Below are 16381 nucleotides of genomic sequence, written 5' to 3'. Positions count from 1 at the left end.
TCATGGGTCAGGGCTTCCAGTCGAGAAAGCGGGAGAGGAAGGAAAGGCCGTAGCGCTGGCTCTTTTCCGGGTGGAACTGCACGCCGATGATCGAATCGCGCGCGACGGCGGCGACCAGCGGCCCGCCATGGTCGGTGGTCGCGACGACATGCGCCGGGTCGGCGGCATCGAAATGATAGCTGTGGAGGAAATAGGCCTCGCCTTCCTCGATCAGCGGATGCGGCGTCGCCGGGGTCACGCTGTTCCAGCCCATGTGCGGGATCTTGATCGCCGGGTCGGCGCGCTCGATCTTGCGCACGGTGCCGGGCACCCAGCCCAGCCCCTGATGCCGCCCGAACTCCTCGCCCGCATCGGCCAGCAGCTGCATGCCGACGCAGATGCCGAGAAAGGGCACGCCGCGCGCCTGCACCGCCTCGGCCATCGCGTCGATCACGCCGGGCAGCGCGGCAAGGCCGTCGCGGCAGGCCCCGAAGGAGCCGACGCCGGGCAGGACGATGCGGTCGGCCCTCGCCACCACATCGGGATCGGCGGTCAGCTCGACCGTTTGCGCCCCGGCCTTGACCAGCGCATTATGCACCGAATGGAGATTGCCCGCGCCATAATCGATCAGGGCGATGCTCATTCCGCGTCTTTGCTCCCCAACACGCCCTTGGTCGAGGGGATGCTGTCCGCCTTGCGCGGGTCGATCTCCACCGCCTGCCGCAGCGCGCGGGCGAGGCCCTTGAACAGGCTCTCGACGATGTGGTGGTTGTTCTGGCCGTAGAGGCATTCGGCGTGCAGCGTGATGCCCGCCGCCACCGCGAAGCTGTGGAACCAGTGCTCGAACAGCTCGGTGTCCATCGCGCCGAGGCGGGGCTGGGTGAACTCCGCCTTCCACACGAGGAAGGGCCGCCCGGAAATGTCGAGCGCGACGCGGGACAGCGTCTCATCCATCGGCGAATAGGCGGTGCCGTAGCGGGTGATGCCGCGCTTGTCGCCCAGCGCCTTCTTCAGCGCCTCGCCGATCGCGATGCCGGTGTCCTCGGTGGTGTGGTGCTGGTCGATATGCAGGTCGCCTTCCGCCTTCACCACAAGGTCGATCAGCGAATGGCGCGACAGCTGCTCCAGCATATGGTCGAGGAACCCGATGCCGGTCGAGACGTCATAGGTGCCCGTCCCGTCGAGATTGAGGGAAACAAGGACCGAGGTCTCCCCGGTCGTCCGCTGGATTTCGGCTGTGCGCATGGCCCCCCTATAGCGCGCTTTCGCGACCGTGCAATCATTTGCCTCATGCCCCGCACGGGATGGGCGGGCGCATTTTCCCGACCGCCAAAAGGGTTGACCACGATCATGCCTGCGTTAGGAAAGGGGCATGAGCGACGACCTGCCCGAAAGCCTGATTCCCTATGACGAGATCGTGCAGGAAGCGCTGCGCGCCGTCGTCGGCCGCGTGCTGGGGCAGGTGGAGCGGACCGGCGGCCTGCCGGGCGACCATCATTTCTACATCACCTTCAAGACGCAGGGACCGGGCGTGGACATTCCCCGCCAGCTGGTGGAGCGCTTCCCGGACGAGATGACCATCGTCCTCCAGAACAAATTCTGGGACCTGAAGGTCTATGACAGCTATTTCCAGGTCAGCCTGACCTTCAACCAGATCCCGGCGCAGCTGACCATTCCGTTCGGCGCGATCACCGCCTTCGTCGATCCGGCGGTCAATTTCGCGCTGCAATTCCAGGCGCAGGAAAGCGACCTCGCCCCCGGTGGGCATGAGGCGCCGGAAAACGACCCGGCATCCGCCGCGACGGTGGAAGCGGTGGCGGAGGACGGCTCCAACGTCGTCACCGTGGATTTCGGAAAGCGCAAATAAGGGGGCGTCCCCGATGTGGAACAAGAAGGCCCGGCCGACTGTTGGCACCATGGCAGATGAAAAACGGAGCCATGCCGCCATGTTGGGAAAAGTCTTTGCGGGGTTTGTCGGCGCGCGGGTCGCCGAGACGTCCGGGAAATCGGGCCTGCTGGGCGCCGCGACCGGACTGGTGATCAGCCGCGTGGCGCGGCGCTCGCCGGTCGGCGCGCTGGTGATCGGCGGGGCATGGCTGGGCCACAAGCTCTACAAGCGCGGCCAGGAACGCGCGTTCGACAAGGCCGCCCGCGATGCGAAGCGGGTCGGGCCCGCGCCCGCGCAGCCGGCCGAGCCCGCGCCGCCGCCCGCCTCGGCCCAGTCCGTTCCGGTGACGCCGCCGACCACGGGAAGCGGCCAGGGCAACAGCGGACGGAGCTGACCGCAGGCTACAGCGCCGATTGCCAGTGGCGCACCGCCTCCACCGGCCAGCTCAGCATCAGCACGTTGAGCGTCAGATTGTCGCGGATCATCAGCAGCGTGAACAGCTCCATCGCGATCGCGAGCGCCACCGTCAGCCTCACCGGCATCCGCGCGGCGAAGGCGAAGCCCAGCATCATCATGCCGATGTCGCTCAGCGAGTTGAGCACCGAATCGCCGGTATAGCCCAGCGCGATCGTCGCGGTGCGGTAGCGGTCGATGATGATCGGCGAATTTTCGAGGATCTCCCACGCCGCCTCGATCAACACCGCGACCGCGAGGCGGCTTTCGACGCGCAGCCATTGCCGCAGCAACAGCCATGTCAGCGCGTAGAAGAGGAAGCCGTGGATGATGTGGCTGAAGCTGTACCAGTCGGCCAGATGCTGGCTGTTGCCCGCCGAATTGACCGCGCCTTCCCACAGCTTCACCGTGTCGCAGGTGCAGATCGGCGGGCGGCCCATCGCGAGCAACAGCGTCGCCGTGCCGAGCAGCAGGAAGACGATCAGGAGGGCGGCGCGCCGGCGGCTCTTTGTGAATCGGGCCATGGTTTCGGCTCACTGGGATATTGACGTTCGTTTTCGTCCGCGTCACTAGCAGGCATGGCTGCATCCAACCAGAATGATCCGCACGGCTTCCGGCGCCGGGGCCTGCTTTTCGTGCTGTCCTCGCCTTCGGGCGCGGGCAAGTCCACCATTTCGCGCATGCTGCTGGCCGAGGATCCGGGCCTGCGCATGTCGGTTTCCGCGACGACCCGGCCGATCCGGCCCGGCGAGGTGGACGGGCGCGACTATCATTTCGTCGACCTCGCCAAATTCCGCGAGATGACCGCGAACAACGAATTTCTCGAATGGGCGCATGTGTTCGACAACCGCTACGGCACGCCGCGCGCGCCGGTGGAGGAGATGCTGAAGGCCGGGTGCGACGTGCTGTTCGACATCGACTGGCAGGGCGCGCAGCAGCTGTACCAGATCGCCGGGGGCGACGTGGTGCGGGTATTCATCCTGCCGCCGTCCATCGCCGAGCTGGAACGCCGCCTGCGCGCGCGGGGCACCGACAGCGAGGAAGTGATCGCCGGGCGCATGAGCCGCGCCGCGAACGAGATTTCGCACTGGGACGGCTATGATTATGTGCTGGTCAACGACGATGCGCAGGCCTGCTTCGAGCAGGTGCATTCGATCCTGCGCGCCGAACGGCTGAAGCGCAGCCGCCAGACCGGCCTGATCGGCTTCATCCGCGGCCTCCAGAAACGCGCCGAGGGGCTGGAATAGGACTCAGAGCATGATCCTCTTCAACTGAAGCGGATCATGCTCTGATTGTCTTTTGTTTTCCGCATTTTAGCTACGCTGAACTTCGTTTCCGAACCGTCAGGTGGTTCACCGGACTTGAAAATGCTCTAGCCGCCGATTCGGGTCCATATCTGCGACTTGCAGCCGACCCGGCCGACGAGGCAGCCCTTGCCCTCCAGATGATTGGCGTCCTTCACGCTGATCGTGCCAGAAAAGGTCTTGCCGATATCGGGCACATAGACCTTGCCGCGCCATACCTCCGGCCGTTCCTGCCGGAAATCGCGGAACAGGGTGGAGCCGACCAGCGGCGCGTCGCTGCCCCTGGCGGCATCGGCCTTCGCCTTGTCGCTGGCCCAGACGACGACCCCGCACATGGTCTTGCCGCACGGTTGCGCGCGCACATGGACGCTGTTCTTCGGGTTGCGCCATGTGCCGAAGGAGCGGTGATCCGCCGCTCCGGCCGGGATGGCCGCCGCGCATGCCGTCGACAGCGCCAGCGCGGAAAGAATGGGCCTTTTCATCGATCGCCTCCTGCCGGGGAATCTTCGCGGGCCGACCATAGCCGCCCGTCCGCGCCCTGTCAGGCTTCCTCGCGAACCAGCGCGGCGAAACGGGCGGCGTTGGTGAAATCCCGGTGACGGCGCGCGCGGCGGACCAGCGCCTCGTCATCGTCGCCCCACTGCTCGGCCTGCCACAGCTCGTCCAGCTCCGCCGCCTGCCACAATAGGGACAGGTCGAACGCGGCTTCGGCGGCGGCGAGGCCGATCACCAGCGATCCGGGGATGCCGACCAGCGGCGACAGCGGCGCGAGCAGGAAGGGCGGGTGGGCGGCGGTGACCGCGCGCAGCCGCGCTAGCGTCGCCTCCGGCTGGGCGACGTGCAGCACGCCCTGCGTCACCGCGAAGGTCACCTCATAGCGCACGGCCGCCCAGTCGAGCAGCGGCTGCCATTGCGCCGCCTGCCGCTCGACCAGCTCGGCCGGGCCATCAGCGCGATAGCAGAGCAGATCGCTTTCGCTATAGACGGAGACGGTCGCCGCGAAGGCGGCGGGATCGGGCGCGATCTGGTCTATCGCCGCATTGGCGAGGCCGGTCAGCGCCATCGAGGCCGGGTCGATCTCCTCGCCCTGTTCCGCCCATTCGCGCGCGACCGCCTCGGCCAGCGCGGCATTGGGCAGTGCGAGGACGGCGCGCGCCGGGGTGCGCACCGGCCGTCCGTCGAGCAGGATGCCGAAGCCGCCCTCGTCCCGCTGCCCGACCGTGGCCTCGGCGTAAAAGCGCTTCACGGGCGCGGCGTCCGCCAGATGCTCGCCAGCAGGCGCGGCACGACGATCGTCTGGACAAGGCCGATGGCGGCGATGATCGCGCCCAGCGTCTTGGCCTTCTGCCCGCTGACGAAATCGAACTGGCCGAGGATGATCAGATAGGCGACGGCCAATATCGCGATGCCCGACAGGCGAAAGAGCGACAGGGCGAAGAAGCGCTGCTTCGCGGCCTTGGCGCGGGCGGCCTTTTCGGCCTCCGGGTCCATCGGCGCGAGGGTTTCGGCGCCTGTTTCGGGGCCTGCTTCGGGGCCTGTTTCGGGGGGAGTATGCGGTTCGGTCATGATGCCGCGATATGGCGCGCCAGATCGTCCATGTCCATCGCGACCGCATGGGCGCCCGCCGCAATCAGCTCTTCGGGCCGGTGATAGCCCCAGGGCACGCCGATGCCGCGCAGGCCCGCATTGACCGCCATTTCCATGTCGTAGCTGGTGTCGCCTATCATCACCGTGGTTTCCGGCGCCGCGCCCGCATCGGCCATCGCCTGCAACGCCATCGACGGATGGGGCTTGCTCGGATGGCGGTCGGCGGTCTGGAGCGTGACGAAGCGGCCGGTCAGCCCATGGGTGGCGAGGCAGAGCTGAAGCCCGCGATCCGACTTGCCGGTGGCGACGCCCAGCATCCAGCCGTCGGCGTCCAGCGCGGCGATGAGGTCCGCTATCCCTTCATAAAGCGGTTCGGCGACGCATGCCTCCTGCCGCATCGCACGGAAGGCGGCCTTGTACCGCTCGGCCATATGCTCGTGATAATCGGCATCCGTGCCGGGGAGCAGCCGCGCCATCGCATGGGGCAGCGACAGGCCGACGATCGCGAGGATGGCGGCGCGATCCGGCGGGGCGAGCTTCGCGCCCTCGAACGCGCGGCGCATCGCCTCGACGATCGAATGCTGGCTGTCGACCAGCGTGCCGTCGCAATCGAACAGCGCGAGGCGGTTCCACCCGCTCATTTGCGGCCGGGCTTCCCCTTGCCGCCCCCACCGCCGGAGCGCGGCTTCCTTGCGGGTCCGGCATCGCCGCGGCCCCGGCTGCGCCGCTCGCCGCGCCGTTCCTTGCGCAGCGTCTTGGCGTGCTGGCGCGCGGCCTTCTTCTCATCCTCGCGGGTGGGGCCGGTGTCGATCTCCTCGTCGAGCGGCAGGTCGCCCGCATGGAGGTCGAAGCCCAGATCGGCGAGGCTCTCGGCGAAATGGCGGGGCAGGTCGGCGCGCACGTCCACCCGCCCGCCATCGGGATGGTCGATGCGGATGCGGCGGGCGTGCAGGTGCATCTTGCGGCTGATCGTGCCGGAAAGGAACGCGTCCTTGCCACCATATTTGCCGTCGCCGACGATCGGATGGCCGATGGCGGCCAGATGCACGCGGATCTGGTGGGTGCGCCCGGTATGGGGTTGCAGCTCCAGCCAGCAGGCGCGGTTGCCCGCCCGCTCGATCACGCGATAGCGGGTGCGGGAGGGCAGGCCCTCTTCCTCGTCGACATGCATCTTCTCGCCGCCGGTGCCCGGCTGCTTGGCGAGCGGCAGGTCGATCACTCCGTCCTCGATGCTCGGCACGCCCATCACCAGCGCCCAATAGACCTTGCGCGCGGTGCGGCTGGAAAAGCTCTTGGCGAAGAACGCCGCCGCGCGCGCGGTGCGGGCGAGCAGCAACGCGCCGGACGTGTCCTTGTCGAGCCGGTGGACCAGCTTCGGGCGGTCGTCGCGCTCGAACATCAGCGCGTCGAGCAGGCCGTCGACATGATTGTCGGTCTTGGTGCCGCCCTGGGTCGCGAGGCCGGGCGGCTTGTTGATGACGATCGCCTGATCGTCCTTGTGGAGGACGAGGCTCTGCGCGAACTCCATCTCCTCGTCGGACAGCTCGCGCCGGGCCGGGCGGGCGGCGCGGGCGGGCGCGGCCTCGTCGGGCTGGTTCGGGGGCACGCGGATCGACTGGCCTTCCGCGATCCGGTCGCCCGGCGTCGCCCGCGCACCGTCGACGCGCAACTGGCCGGTGCGCGCCCAGCGCGACACGGTGGCGAAGCTGACGTCCGGCATGTGCCGCTTGAACCAGCGGTCGAGGCGGATGCCGTCATCGTCGGCGCGCACGGTGACGGTAAGCGCGGCGGTGGCGGGCGGCGTGACCTTCGTTTTGGCTGGCGTTTTGGCTGGCGTTTTGGCGGGCGGCGCTTTCGCCGCCGGACCGGTCGAAGGCGCGCTGGCGGCCTTCTTCGCCCGGTCCTGGCGAGGGGCGGCGCGCTTGCGGTCCACCGGCGCGCCGGGCGCGCGCTTGCGCTGGCCGGAGGCCGGGCGGGGCGGACGGCGGTTCATGCGGCGACGCTCCGCATCAGCATCAGCCCGGCCAGCAGTGCCGCGACCGCCGCCGCCACCGAAAGCACGGCATAGAAGGCGGCCAGCAGCGCCTGCCCTCGCTCCATCATCAGCACGATCTCAAGGCTGTAGGCGGAAAAGGTGGTGAACCCGCCCAGCACGCCGACGCCGATCAGCAGGCGAAGCTGCTCCCCGCCGCCGCCGAAGCGCGCCAGCCATCCGGCGAGCGCGCCCATCAGGAAGCCGCCGATGATGTTGACGCCCAGCGTGCCATAGGGAAAGGCGGTGCCGAACATATGGCCGCAGAGCCGCCCGAACTGGTACCGGGCCAGCGTGCCGATCGCTCCACCGAGCATGACGAGAAGGCTGTTCATGGGCAAGCCCTAGGCCGCAATACGGGCAAGGGCAAGCCCGGCGCTGCGGAAGCGCGCCGTTTTGCTGCCCGTCAGCCGTCCCGGCCGGTCGCGATCAGGTCCACCAAGCTGCCGCCGCCCGGCGCGTCCTGCACGCGCAGCTGATAGGCGGCGCCGTTCCTGCCCTTCGCGCCGTCCAGCACCTGCGCGCCATTATGCTCGACATGCTCGACCGAATAGCCGCCGCGCTTCGCCATGGTGGCGTAGAAATCCATCACCTCGCCCACCGGTGCGCCGGTGGTGAAGCTGGCCGCGCGGAAGGCGCAGGGGGCGGGGTCGTCGGCGCCCGCCGCCTCCGTCACATGCGCGCCGGGGTAGACGGGCAGCACCGGGGGCAGGCGCCCGGCCCAGTCCATGTCGTGGCTTTCCCGCCCGCTGTCGCAGCGCTCCCCCCGGCTAGCCAGCGTCTGCCGCGCCAGACCGGCGAGCGTCGCGGGCACGGTGCCGGTCGAAGCGATGCTCTTCGTGGCCGCCGGGGCGGATATCAGCCTGCCGCCCGCGAGGCGCAGCGCTTCCTCCTTCGCCTGCGCGGGGGAAAGCAGGGGCAGCGCGCCGTTGAGCGGCCGGTCGGGCGGGCGCACCGCATCGCGATTCATCTCGCCGGTCAAATCGGGGTCGGATGCCAGCGGCGTCTCCAGCGCCTCGCGCAGCGCCGGGTCGGCGGCGTTGCGGGTGAGCGGGGCATCGAGCGTGGCGAGCGGAGCATCCTTGTCCGCATCCCCGCCGCAGGACGCCAGCATCATGGCGAGCAGGCCGGGCAGGAGAGAGCGGTGGAAGGAGGCTGTGGGCATGGCGTTTCCCGGCAGGCGTTGGCGGATGCGATACTGCTATCAATGCCAGCATTGCTATCAGAGCCGTCCCTGACAGGGGAGCGTAAATTTGGCGTTTATATCGGTAGCGGACCTGTGGCTTGCTGAATGGGGTAGGACTTCTACCTGACCTGAGATCCGCCCTGACCCAACGGAGATCAGGAGAAGGTCCGCGCTCCCCAATATCGTCATGCCAGCCTGCGTTGGGGGACAGGCTTGGGGCCCGTGCCGGCATGACGCCGCTCTGTTCATCGCATCGCGGGGTACGCGGCGGGCATTAGGGGTTGCATCGGCCTCTCCCTTTCCCCAAGGGCGCGGATATGAGCGACCATGACGCCGAGAGCCACCGGGGCTATGTGCTGGCCATCTTCTGCTATTTCATCTGGGGCATATTGCCGGTCTATTTCAAGGCGATCCCCGATATCTCCCCGGTGGAGATCGTCGCGCAGCGCGTCTGCTGGTCGCTGTTGTTCCTGCTGCTCCTCGCGCTCGCGCGGCGGGAACTGGCCGATATAGCGGGGCAGATGGGCAACCGGCTGCTGCTCCTCGCGCTCGCCGGATCCTCGCTGCTGATCGGTATCAACTGGCTGGTCTATGTCGCGGCCATCGCCCATGGCCATATCCTCGCCGCCAGCCTCGGCTATTTCCTCAACCCGCTGGTCAATGTCGCGCTGGGCGTGGTCGTGCTCAAGGAAAGGCTGCGGCCCCGGCAGATGGCGGCGATCGGCTTTGCGCTGGCGGGCGTCGTCATCCTCGCCTTTTCCGCGCTCGATACGCTGTGGATCAGCGTGATGCTGGCGGTGTCCTTCGGCTTCTACGGGCTGATCCGCAAGATGGCGCCGGTCGCCTCGCTGCCGGGGCTGACGATCGAGACGGTGCTGCTGCTGCCGTTCGCGCTGGCCTATCTGCTGTGGCTGGCCGCGCATGGGGGGATGGATTTCGGCCGCGCCACCCAGTCGACCGTGCTGGTGATGCTGGTGGGCGTGGTGTCCTCGGTGCCGCTGCTGCTGTTCGCGCAGGCGGCGCGGCGGCTGTCGATGGCGACGCTGGGGGTGCTGCAATATCTGGCGCCCTCGATCCAGTTCCTCATCGGCTGGCTGATCTATGACGAGCCGCTGGGCATGGCGAAGCTGCTCAGCTTCCTGCTGATCTGGATCGGCCTTGCGATCTTCACCCACGACGCGCTGAAGCATCTGCGCGGACAGGCCGCCGCGCGCGCGATCGAATAGGGAAGCCGCGCCCCGGCCCGCGCCTCAGCCCGCTATCGCCTCCTCGATCAGCGCGCGCGCCTCTTCCCCCTCCCAGTCGAGCGCGCCGGTCACCCGCGCCACTTCCCTGCCCTGCGCGTCATAGAGCACGCTGGTGGGCAGCAGGCCGGTCGCATAATGGAAGGCGAAGCGGTTTTCCGGGTCCAGCCACGGGCGGATATGCCGGAACCCCTTGGCCGCGAAGAAGGGCAGCACCTTGTCCGCGCCGGTCATGTCCTGCGAGATGGTGAGCACCTGCAACCCGGCCTTCGCATGGGCGCCCGCGATCCTGTCGAGCTGCGGCATCTCCGCGACGCAGGGCGCGCACCAGGTCGCCCAGAGGTTGACGAGGATCGGCTTGCCCTCGAACGCCTCCAGCGTCACGTCCTTGCCCTTGTCGTCGCGGAATGTGAAATCCGGCAGCGCCGTCCCCGCCTTGCCACGGTCGATGACATAGGCCGGAGTGGGGGCGGGCGCCTTGCCGCCGGGCGCGGACGGGGCGACCTCGCCGGGTGTAACTTCGCCCGATGTTGCCGCATTATCTTGCCCGGACGGCGCGGATTGCTTATCGCAGGCGGCCAGAGCGACCCCCAGCAGGAGCAGAGAGATTAGCGACCGGGACGAACAGGACATGACGGCAGGCTCCAACAGCATGTGGGGCGGGCGCTTCGCGGAAGGCCCGGCCTCTGTGATGCGGGAGATAAACGCGTCCATCCCCTTCGACAAGCGGCTGTGGAAGCAGGATATCGCCGGGTCGAAGGCGCATGTCGCGATGCTCGCCGCGCGGGGGATCGTCAGCGGCGAGGACGCGCAGGCGATCACCGAGGGGCTCAATCGCGTCGCCGCCGAATATGAGGCGAACGGCGTTCCGGTGAACATGGACCTTGAGGATATCCACATGGTCACCGAGTCGCGGCTGGCTGAGCTGATCGGACCGGCGGCGGGCCGCCTGCACACCGCGCGCAGCCGCAACGATCAGGTCGCGACCGATTTCAAGCTCTGGGTGCGCGACGCGATCGACGAGGTGCAGGCGGGCCTCGCCGCATTGCAGGCGGCGCTGGTCGCCCGCGCCGAGAGCCACGCCGACAGCGTGATGCCGGGCTTCACCCATCTCCAGAGCGCGCAGCCGGTGACGCTCGGTCATCATCTGATGGCCTATTATGAGATGCTGAAACGCGACCGTTCGCGCTTCGCCGATGCACGGGCGCGGCTCAACAGGTCGCCGCTGGGCGCGGCGGCGCTCGCCGGGACGGGCTTCCCGACCGATCGCTTCATGACGGCGGCGGCGCTCGGTTTCGACGGGCCGACCGACAACAGCCTCGATTCGGTGTCCGACCGCGACTTCGCGCTCGATTATCTGATGGCGGCGACGCAATGCTCGCTCCACCTCTCGCGCCTCGCGGAGGAATTCATCATCTGGGCGAGCCAGCCTTTCGGTTTCGTCAAGCTGCCCGACGCCTATTCGACCGGCAGCTCGATCATGCCGCAGAAGCGCAACCCCGACGCCGCCGAGCTGGTGCGCGGCCATGCCGGGCGCATCATGGGCTGCATGACGGCGCTCTGCGTCACGATGAAGGGCTTGCCGCTCGCCTATTCCAAGGACATGCAGGACGACAAGCCGCCGGTGTTCGAGGCGCACGACCTGCTCGGCCTTTCCATCGCGGCGATGACCGGCATGGTGGAGACGGTGACCTTCCGCACCGACCGGATGCGCGCGCTCGCCGAAAGCGGCTTCGCCACCGCGACCGACCTCGCCGACTGGCTGGTGCGGGAGGCCGACGTGCCGTTCCGCGAGGCGCATCATATCACCGGTCGCGCGGTGAAGCTGGCCGAGGACAGGGGCGTTCAGCTGGCCGATCTGCCGCTGGAGGAACTTCAGGGCATCGACGCGCGTATCCATCAGGGCATTTATGATGTGCTGACGGTCGATGCGTCGGTGGCGAGCCGGATGAGCCATGGCGGCACCGCGCCCGCGCAGGTGCGCGCGCGCATCGCCCAGGCCCGGACGGAGCTTTCGAAGGCGGAACTGGCGGGAGAGCGGACGTGATGAGGAAGCCCGGCCATGCGCTGCTGCTGGCCTGCGCGGTGCTGGCGCTGTCGGCCTGCGGGTCGCGCAAGGCGCTGAAGGCGAAGCCGGGCATGGATCCGGCGCCGGTCGCCTATGGCGCGGACCGGGCCGCCACCCCGGCGGAGATGATGGAGCACGACATGCAGGCCCGTCCCGACCGCAGCGCCGAGCCGCTCAAACAGTCGCAGGAACGCCCGGACGATCCGTTCGACCTGCCGCCTTCCTGAATTTTGCCTGATTATCGGATATACGACCCGCCCATGGACCATTTCACCTATCGCGACGGCGTGCTGCACGCCGAGAATGTGCCGCTGACGGCGATCGCCGAGGCGGTCGGCACGCCCGTCTACATCTATTCCCGCGCGACGCTGGAGCGTCATGCGCAGGTGTTCCGCGAGGCGTTGTCCGGCCTGCCGCGCAAGCATATCGCCTTCGCGATCAAGGCGAACCCCAATCTCGCGGTGCTGAAGGTGCTGGCCCGCCAGGGCTTCGGCGCGGACGTGGTGTCGGGCGGAGAGATCGCCCGTGCGCTGGCGGCGGGGATGAAGGCGGAGGACATCGTCTTTTCCGGCGTCGGCAAGACGCGGGCCGAACTGCAATATGGCCTCGACATGGGCATCGGCCAGTTCAATCTGGAGCTGGAGGAGGAAGGTGCGGTGCTGGCCGACCTCGCCCATGCGGCAGGCAAGACCGCCTCGGCGGTGCTGCGCGTCAACCCGAATGTCGATGCGGGCACCCATGCGAAGATTTCGACCGGCAAGTCGGAGAACAAGTTCGGCGTGCCGATCAGCGAGGCGAAGGCGATCTTCGCGCGGCTGTCGGGCCGCCCCGGCCTCAACCTGCGCGGCGTCGCGCTGCACATCGGCAGCCAGCTGTTCGACCTCGGCCCGCTGGAGGCGGCCTATGCCCGCATCGGCGAGCTGGTGCGCGAGCTGCGCGGCGAGGGCCATGGCATCGACCGGGTGGACCTCGGCGGCGGGCTCGGCGTGCCCTATGAGCGCGACAAGGTGCCGCCGTCCCCCGCCGACTATGGCAGGATGGTCGAGCGCGTCACGCAGGGCTGGGACGTGACGCTGATGTTCGAGCCGGGCCGGGTGATCGTCGGTAATGCGGGCGTGCTGCTGACCCGCGTGATCTGGGTGAAGCCGGGCGTGACCCATCCTTATGTCATCGTCGATGCGGCGATGAACGACCTCGCCCGCCCGGCCATGTACGACGCCTGGCACGATTTCGAGGCGGTGCGGCCCAGCGGCGAGAAGATCGTCGCCCATATCGCCGGGCCGGTGTGCGAGACCGGGGATACCTTCGCGATGAACCGCACCATCGACGTGGTGCGTTCCGGCGATCTCGGCATCTTCCGCACCGCGGGCGCCTATGGCGCGACGATGGCGAGCACCTATAACAGCCGTCCGCTGGTGCCGGAGGTGATGGTCGACGGCGACCGCTTCGCCGTGGTGGCGGACCGCATCGAGCCGGCCTCGATCATCGCCGCCGAGCGCGTGCCGGATTTTCTTCAGGACTGACCGCGATGCACAGCCTGCCGCTTTTCGTGAACCTCATGGGGCGGCCGGTCATCCTGCTCGGCGATGGCGAGGCCGCGCGCGCCAAGCGCCGCCTGCTCGACCGCGCGGGCGCCGATGTGCGCGGCGAGGAGGGCGCGGATGCCGTGCTCGCCATCGTCGCGCTGGAGGATGAAGACGAGGCGCGGGCCGCCATCGCCCGGTTGAAGGCGCGCGGTGTGCTGGTCAATGCGGTGGACCGCCCGGCGCTGTGCGATTTCACCTTGCCTGCGATAGTGGACCGCGATCCGGTGCTGATCGCCATCGGCACCGGCGGCGCGTCGGCGGGCCTCGCCAAGGCGCTGCGGCAGCGGCTGGAGGCGCTGCTGCCCGCGGTGCTGGGCGGGCTGGCGGCGTCGCTGGGCAAGGCGCGCGGAGCCATGCGCGAACGCTGGCCCGATGCGGCGGCGCGGCGGCGCGCGATCGACGCGGCGCTGGCCGAAGGGGGCGTGCTCGATCCGCTCGGCCGCGGCGATGCGGCCGGAGTGGAGCGCTGGCTGGCCGGGCAGGCAGGCGAGGATGCGCCGGCGCGGCTGGAGGAGGTCGCGCTGCTCTGCGACGACCCCGACGAGCTGACGCTGCGCGCCGCGCGGCTGCTGGGGCAGGCCGACCATATATTCCATGCCGCCGATGTCGCGCCCGCGATCCTCGACCGCGCCCGCGCCGACGCAGCGCGGGAGGTGCGCGACGGCGCGCCGGACTGGGCGGGGCCGGGGCTGGCGCTGTGGCTGCACAAGGGCCGCCGCGCATGAGCCGCCTCTTCGTCCGCGTCGGCGATGTGGTGCGGGAGCGGGACGCGCGCGACTTCGCCGATGTCGCGCAGATCGCCAATTTCGTCTGGCTGCACCTCGATGGCGCGGCCGACGATGTGGATGGCCTGCTCGCGCAGGTCGCGCATATTCCCGCGCCGGTGCTGGCGGCGCTGAAGGCGCAGGAAACCCGCCCGCGCTGCGCCTCCTTCGGCCATGGCGCGCTGGTCAACATGCGCGGCCTCGGCGATCCGTCCGCGATCGACGGCGATCCGCTGGTGTCGATCCGCATCTGGGCGCAGAGCCGGCTGGCGATCAGCCTGTCTTACCGCGGCCTCGGCATTTTCGACCGGCTGGTCGAGCAGATGCTGTCCGGCCGGTTCGCCGACCCCGGCGACCTGATTTCCGCCACCGCGATCGAGATCACCGAGGCGCTGGACCCGGAAATCGCCGATCTGGGCGACGCGCTCGACAGCATCGAATGCAGCGTGCTGGACGAGGGCAAGACCGGCGAGCGCTATCGCGTCGCCGAACTGCGCACCACCGCCATCGCCTATCGCCGCTTCCTCGCGCCGCAGCGGCAGGCGCTCGAACGGCTGATGACCTTGCAGGAAAGCTGGGTGGAGCCGGACGATCGCATGCATTTGCAGGAAGCGGCGGACCGCTGCGCCCGCATGGTCGAGGAACTGGAGGCGGTGCGGGAACGCGCTGCGCTGGTGCACGAGGCGCTGACCGACCTGCGCGCCGAGCATATGAACCGGCAGGCGCTGGTCCTCGCCGTGGTCGCGCTGATCTTCCTGCCGCTGACCTTCGTCACCGGCCTGCTTGGCATGAACGTCGACGGCATCCCCTTCGCGCATCGCCCCTGGGCCTTCTGGGGCGTGGTGCTGTTCTGCCTTGCGACCGGCGGCGCGGTGGCGGTCTGGTTCAAGGCGACGCGCTGGTTGCAGAAATAGCGCGTGCGGTGGGGTGGGTCGGTTGCGGCAATCCTCCCCCAAGGGGAGGAACGTCTGCTCCAATCCCCTCTCCCGTCAGCGTCGTCCCCGCGCCCCGCCGCAAAAAGGATTCGCGCCGCCGTTCGTTCATTGCTGTTTCATCCTGGCACGGGAATAGCTAGGCTGGAGCATTCCGAAGTCGGCCGGAACGGCCGACGGCTCGCGGAATGCGGGAAACAGGGATTTACGGAGCGGTGGACGATTCAATCCAATCGTCCACCGCTCTGTCGGCAAAGTGACTGAGGACAGGTGGATGATCGCGATTTTCGGCAGATGGATCGGCAGGACGGGCGGCATGGCGATCATGGCCATGGCCGCCCTTTCCATGGGCGCGGCGCCGGCGGGCGCGCAGATCAGGACGGTGGACCCGGACACGGCGATCGACGCCGATCTCGCGCCGCAGGGCGGGACGACGAGCGTGCCGGTCGATCCGGTGCCTGCCCCTTCCACCCCCGATCCCTACAGCACGCCCTCGACCGCCTATCCGGCCGCCCCCACCGCGACGACGGCCGCGCCTGCGGCGCCCAATCCCAACACCTCCTACCAGCAGGACGACGTGCTGAGCGCGGCCGAAGGGGTGTTCGGCAAGGGCGCCGAAGGGCTGGCCGGCATCATCGAGAAGATATTGAAGGATCAGGGCGAGCCCAATGCCTATATCGCCGGGCGCGAGGCATCCGGCGCGTTCATCGTCGGCCTGCGCTACGGATCGGGCACGCTCAACCACAAGATCGAGGGGCCGCGCGACGTCTACTGGACCGGCCCGTCGGTCGGCTTCGATGTCGGCGGCAATGCGTCCAAGGTGTTCGTGCTGGTCTATAATCTTTATGACTCGCAGGACCTGTTCAAGCGCTATCCCGCCGTCGAGGGCACGGCCTATATCGTCGGCGGCTTCACCGCGACCTATTTGCGGCGCGGCAATGTGGTGCTGATCCCGATCCGGCTGGGCGTCGGCTGGCGGCTTGGCATCAATGCGGGCTATATGAAATTCACCGAGAAATCGCGGATATTGCCATTCTGATGCAGCCGGGCGTGGGCGGAAAGAGCCTGCGCCCGGCTCATCCGGACCGAGTTTAGGCACGGCGTATCCCGTCTTGGGCAGCGGGCAGGCGCTGCGATTGCGCGCCGGGAAGGCGCGATGATCCGCCTTTTTCCGGGGCGTCCCGCGCCGTCGCCCCGGCCCGTGGCGGGCGCGGAGGCCGCTCCGGCGCGCGGGTTGACAGGCAGGGGCAGGGAATTAGGCTTGCCCGATGGCGCTTTTCCGCCATTTCCCCAACCCAGCGGTCGTGTGTCCACCCTTTTACCGGCGCGCGTCCGCATTGCCGGAGAAGGAACAGGAC

The 16381-nt window shown here is 68.6% G+C and carries 22 protein-coding genes; 10 read left to right on the top strand and 12 right to left on the bottom strand.

All coding sequences use genetic code 11. The features are described from left to right. Window positions 1-7: 7 nt before the first annotated feature. Window positions 8-622 (bottom strand): imidazole glycerol phosphate synthase subunit HisH, encoded by a 615-nt coding sequence (gene hisH, locus GGR43_RS01905; protein WP_188070233.1) that lies wholly within the window; start codon window positions 620-622, stop codon window positions 8-10. Beyond that, on the bottom strand, window positions 619-1224 hold the full coding sequence (hisB, locus tag GGR43_RS01900; RefSeq protein WP_188070232.1) for an imidazoleglycerol-phosphate dehydratase HisB: 606 nt from the start codon (window positions 1222-1224) through the stop codon (window positions 619-621). The genes hisH and hisB overlap by 4 nt, the downstream gene beginning before the upstream one ends. Window positions 1225-1351: 127 nt before the next feature. On the opposite strand from hisB, the gene GGR43_RS01895 reads away from it, so the two are divergent. Together GGR43_RS01895 and GGR43_RS01890 are read left to right on the top strand one after the other, a co-directional pair. After that, window positions 1352-1846 carry an SspB family protein gene (locus GGR43_RS01895; protein WP_188070231.1) on the top strand — a complete coding sequence of 165 codons (495 nt, stop codon included), beginning with the start codon at window positions 1352-1354 and terminating at the stop codon, window positions 1844-1846. Between the two features lie 79 nt (window positions 1847-1925). Then, a complete protein-coding gene (locus GGR43_RS01890) occupies window positions 1926-2261 on the top strand; it encodes a hypothetical protein (protein WP_188070230.1) in 336 nt (111 codons plus the stop codon). Between the two features lie 7 nt (window positions 2262-2268). Here GGR43_RS01890 and GGR43_RS01885 read toward each other — a convergent pair whose 3' ends face one another. Continuing rightward, on the bottom strand, window positions 2269-2844 hold the full coding sequence (locus GGR43_RS01885) for a DUF2585 domain-containing protein (RefSeq protein ID WP_188070229.1): 576 nt from the start codon (window positions 2842-2844) through the stop codon (window positions 2269-2271). A gap of 54 nt (window positions 2845-2898) precedes the next feature. Here GGR43_RS01885 and gmk point away from each other — a divergent pair, with 54 nt between their 5' ends. Beyond that, window positions 2899-3567, top strand: a complete 669-nt coding sequence (gmk, locus tag GGR43_RS01880) for a guanylate kinase (RefSeq protein ID WP_188070228.1) — start codon at window positions 2899-2901, stop codon at window positions 3565-3567. 125 nt (window positions 3568-3692) lie between these two features. Here the strand turns inward: gmk and GGR43_RS01875 are convergent, their stop codons facing one another. From GGR43_RS01875 to GGR43_RS01845, 7 genes are all read right to left on the bottom strand, one after another. Then, window positions 3693-4106 carry a DUF2147 domain-containing protein gene (locus GGR43_RS01875; protein ID WP_188070227.1) on the bottom strand — a complete coding sequence of 138 codons (414 nt, stop codon included), beginning with the start codon at window positions 4104-4106 and terminating at the stop codon, window positions 3693-3695. 59 nt (window positions 4107-4165) lie between these two features. Continuing rightward, window positions 4166-4870, bottom strand: coding sequence for an ATP12 family chaperone protein (locus tag GGR43_RS01870; RefSeq protein WP_188070226.1), 705 nt, complete (start codon window positions 4868-4870; stop codon window positions 4166-4168). Further along, window positions 4867-5190 (bottom strand): hypothetical protein, encoded by a 324-nt coding sequence (locus GGR43_RS23465; RefSeq protein ID WP_246343289.1) that lies wholly within the window; start codon window positions 5188-5190, stop codon window positions 4867-4869. The genes GGR43_RS01870 and GGR43_RS23465 overlap by 4 nt, the downstream gene beginning before the upstream one ends. After that, window positions 5187-5852, bottom strand: coding sequence for an HAD-IA family hydrolase (locus GGR43_RS01860; RefSeq protein ID WP_188070225.1), 666 nt, complete (start codon window positions 5850-5852; stop codon window positions 5187-5189). The genes GGR43_RS23465 and GGR43_RS01860 overlap by 4 nt, the downstream gene beginning before the upstream one ends. Beyond that, a complete protein-coding gene (locus GGR43_RS01855; protein ID WP_188070224.1) occupies window positions 5849-7204 on the bottom strand; it encodes an RluA family pseudouridine synthase in 1356 nt (451 codons plus the stop codon). The genes GGR43_RS01860 and GGR43_RS01855 overlap by 4 nt, the downstream gene beginning before the upstream one ends. Continuing rightward, a complete protein-coding gene (gene crcB / locus GGR43_RS01850; RefSeq protein WP_188070223.1) occupies window positions 7201-7578 on the bottom strand; it encodes a fluoride efflux transporter CrcB in 378 nt (125 codons plus the stop codon). Before crcB ends, GGR43_RS01855 begins: the two co-directional genes overlap by 4 nt. A gap of 71 nt (window positions 7579-7649) precedes the next feature. After that, complete coding sequence (locus GGR43_RS01845) at window positions 7650-8408, bottom strand: hypothetical protein (RefSeq protein ID WP_188070222.1); 759 nt, start codon at window positions 8406-8408, stop codon at window positions 7650-7652. A gap of 338 nt (window positions 8409-8746) precedes the next feature. Here GGR43_RS01845 and rarD point away from each other — a divergent pair, with 338 nt between their 5' ends. Beyond that, window positions 8747-9655: an EamA family transporter RarD gene (rarD, locus tag GGR43_RS01840; protein WP_188070221.1), complete on the top strand. Its 909-nt coding sequence runs from the start codon at window positions 8747-8749 to the stop codon at window positions 9653-9655. 24 nt (window positions 9656-9679) lie between these two features. Here rarD and GGR43_RS01835 read toward each other — a convergent pair whose 3' ends face one another. Beyond that, complete coding sequence (locus GGR43_RS01835; RefSeq protein ID WP_246343267.1) at window positions 9680-10306, bottom strand: TlpA family protein disulfide reductase; 627 nt, start codon at window positions 10304-10306, stop codon at window positions 9680-9682. A gap of 19 nt (window positions 10307-10325) precedes the next feature. Here GGR43_RS01835 and argH point away from each other — a divergent pair, with 19 nt between their 5' ends. The 5 genes from argH to GGR43_RS01810 are packed head-to-tail and all read left to right on the top strand — an operon-like array spanning window position 10326 to window position 15005. Continuing rightward, a complete protein-coding gene (argH, locus tag GGR43_RS01830) occupies window positions 10326-11720 on the top strand; it encodes an argininosuccinate lyase (RefSeq protein ID WP_188070356.1) in 1395 nt (464 codons plus the stop codon). Continuing rightward, complete coding sequence (locus tag GGR43_RS01825; RefSeq protein WP_188070355.1) at window positions 11720-11968, top strand: hypothetical protein; 249 nt, start codon at window positions 11720-11722, stop codon at window positions 11966-11968. Before argH ends, GGR43_RS01825 begins: the two co-directional genes overlap by 1 nt. A gap of 33 nt (window positions 11969-12001) precedes the next feature. Beyond that, entirely contained in the window at window positions 12002-13264 is a 1263-nt protein-coding gene (gene lysA / locus GGR43_RS01820) for a diaminopimelate decarboxylase (protein WP_188070219.1), read from the top strand. A gap of 5 nt (window positions 13265-13269) precedes the next feature. Further along, window positions 13270-14052 carry a precorrin-2 dehydrogenase/sirohydrochlorin ferrochelatase family protein gene (locus GGR43_RS01815; RefSeq protein ID WP_188070218.1) on the top strand — a complete coding sequence of 261 codons (783 nt, stop codon included), beginning with the start codon at window positions 13270-13272 and terminating at the stop codon, window positions 14050-14052. Continuing rightward, window positions 14049-15005, top strand: coding sequence for a zinc transporter ZntB (locus tag GGR43_RS01810; RefSeq protein ID WP_188070217.1), 957 nt, complete (start codon window positions 14049-14051; stop codon window positions 15003-15005). Before GGR43_RS01815 ends, GGR43_RS01810 begins: the two co-directional genes overlap by 4 nt. Window positions 15006-15131: 126 nt before the next feature. Here the strand turns inward: GGR43_RS01810 and GGR43_RS01805 are convergent, their stop codons facing one another. Continuing rightward, a complete protein-coding gene (locus tag GGR43_RS01805; protein ID WP_188070367.1) occupies window positions 15132-15356 on the bottom strand; it encodes a hypothetical protein in 225 nt (74 codons plus the stop codon). Here GGR43_RS01805 and GGR43_RS01800 point away from each other — a divergent pair. Then, window positions 15298-16062, top strand: coding sequence for a DUF1134 domain-containing protein (locus tag GGR43_RS01800; RefSeq protein WP_188070216.1), 765 nt, complete (start codon window positions 15298-15300; stop codon window positions 16060-16062). The genes GGR43_RS01805 and GGR43_RS01800 overlap by 59 nt on opposite strands. Window positions 16063-16381 lie beyond the last annotated feature (319 nt).

Source organism: Sphingobium jiangsuense, from assembly GCF_014196495.1.
Lineage (GTDB): Bacteria > Pseudomonadota > Alphaproteobacteria > Sphingomonadales > Sphingomonadaceae > Sphingobium > Sphingobium jiangsuense.
Note: the sequence above shows the minus strand (reverse complement) of the source record. Positions and strands in the feature narration are given on the sequence as shown.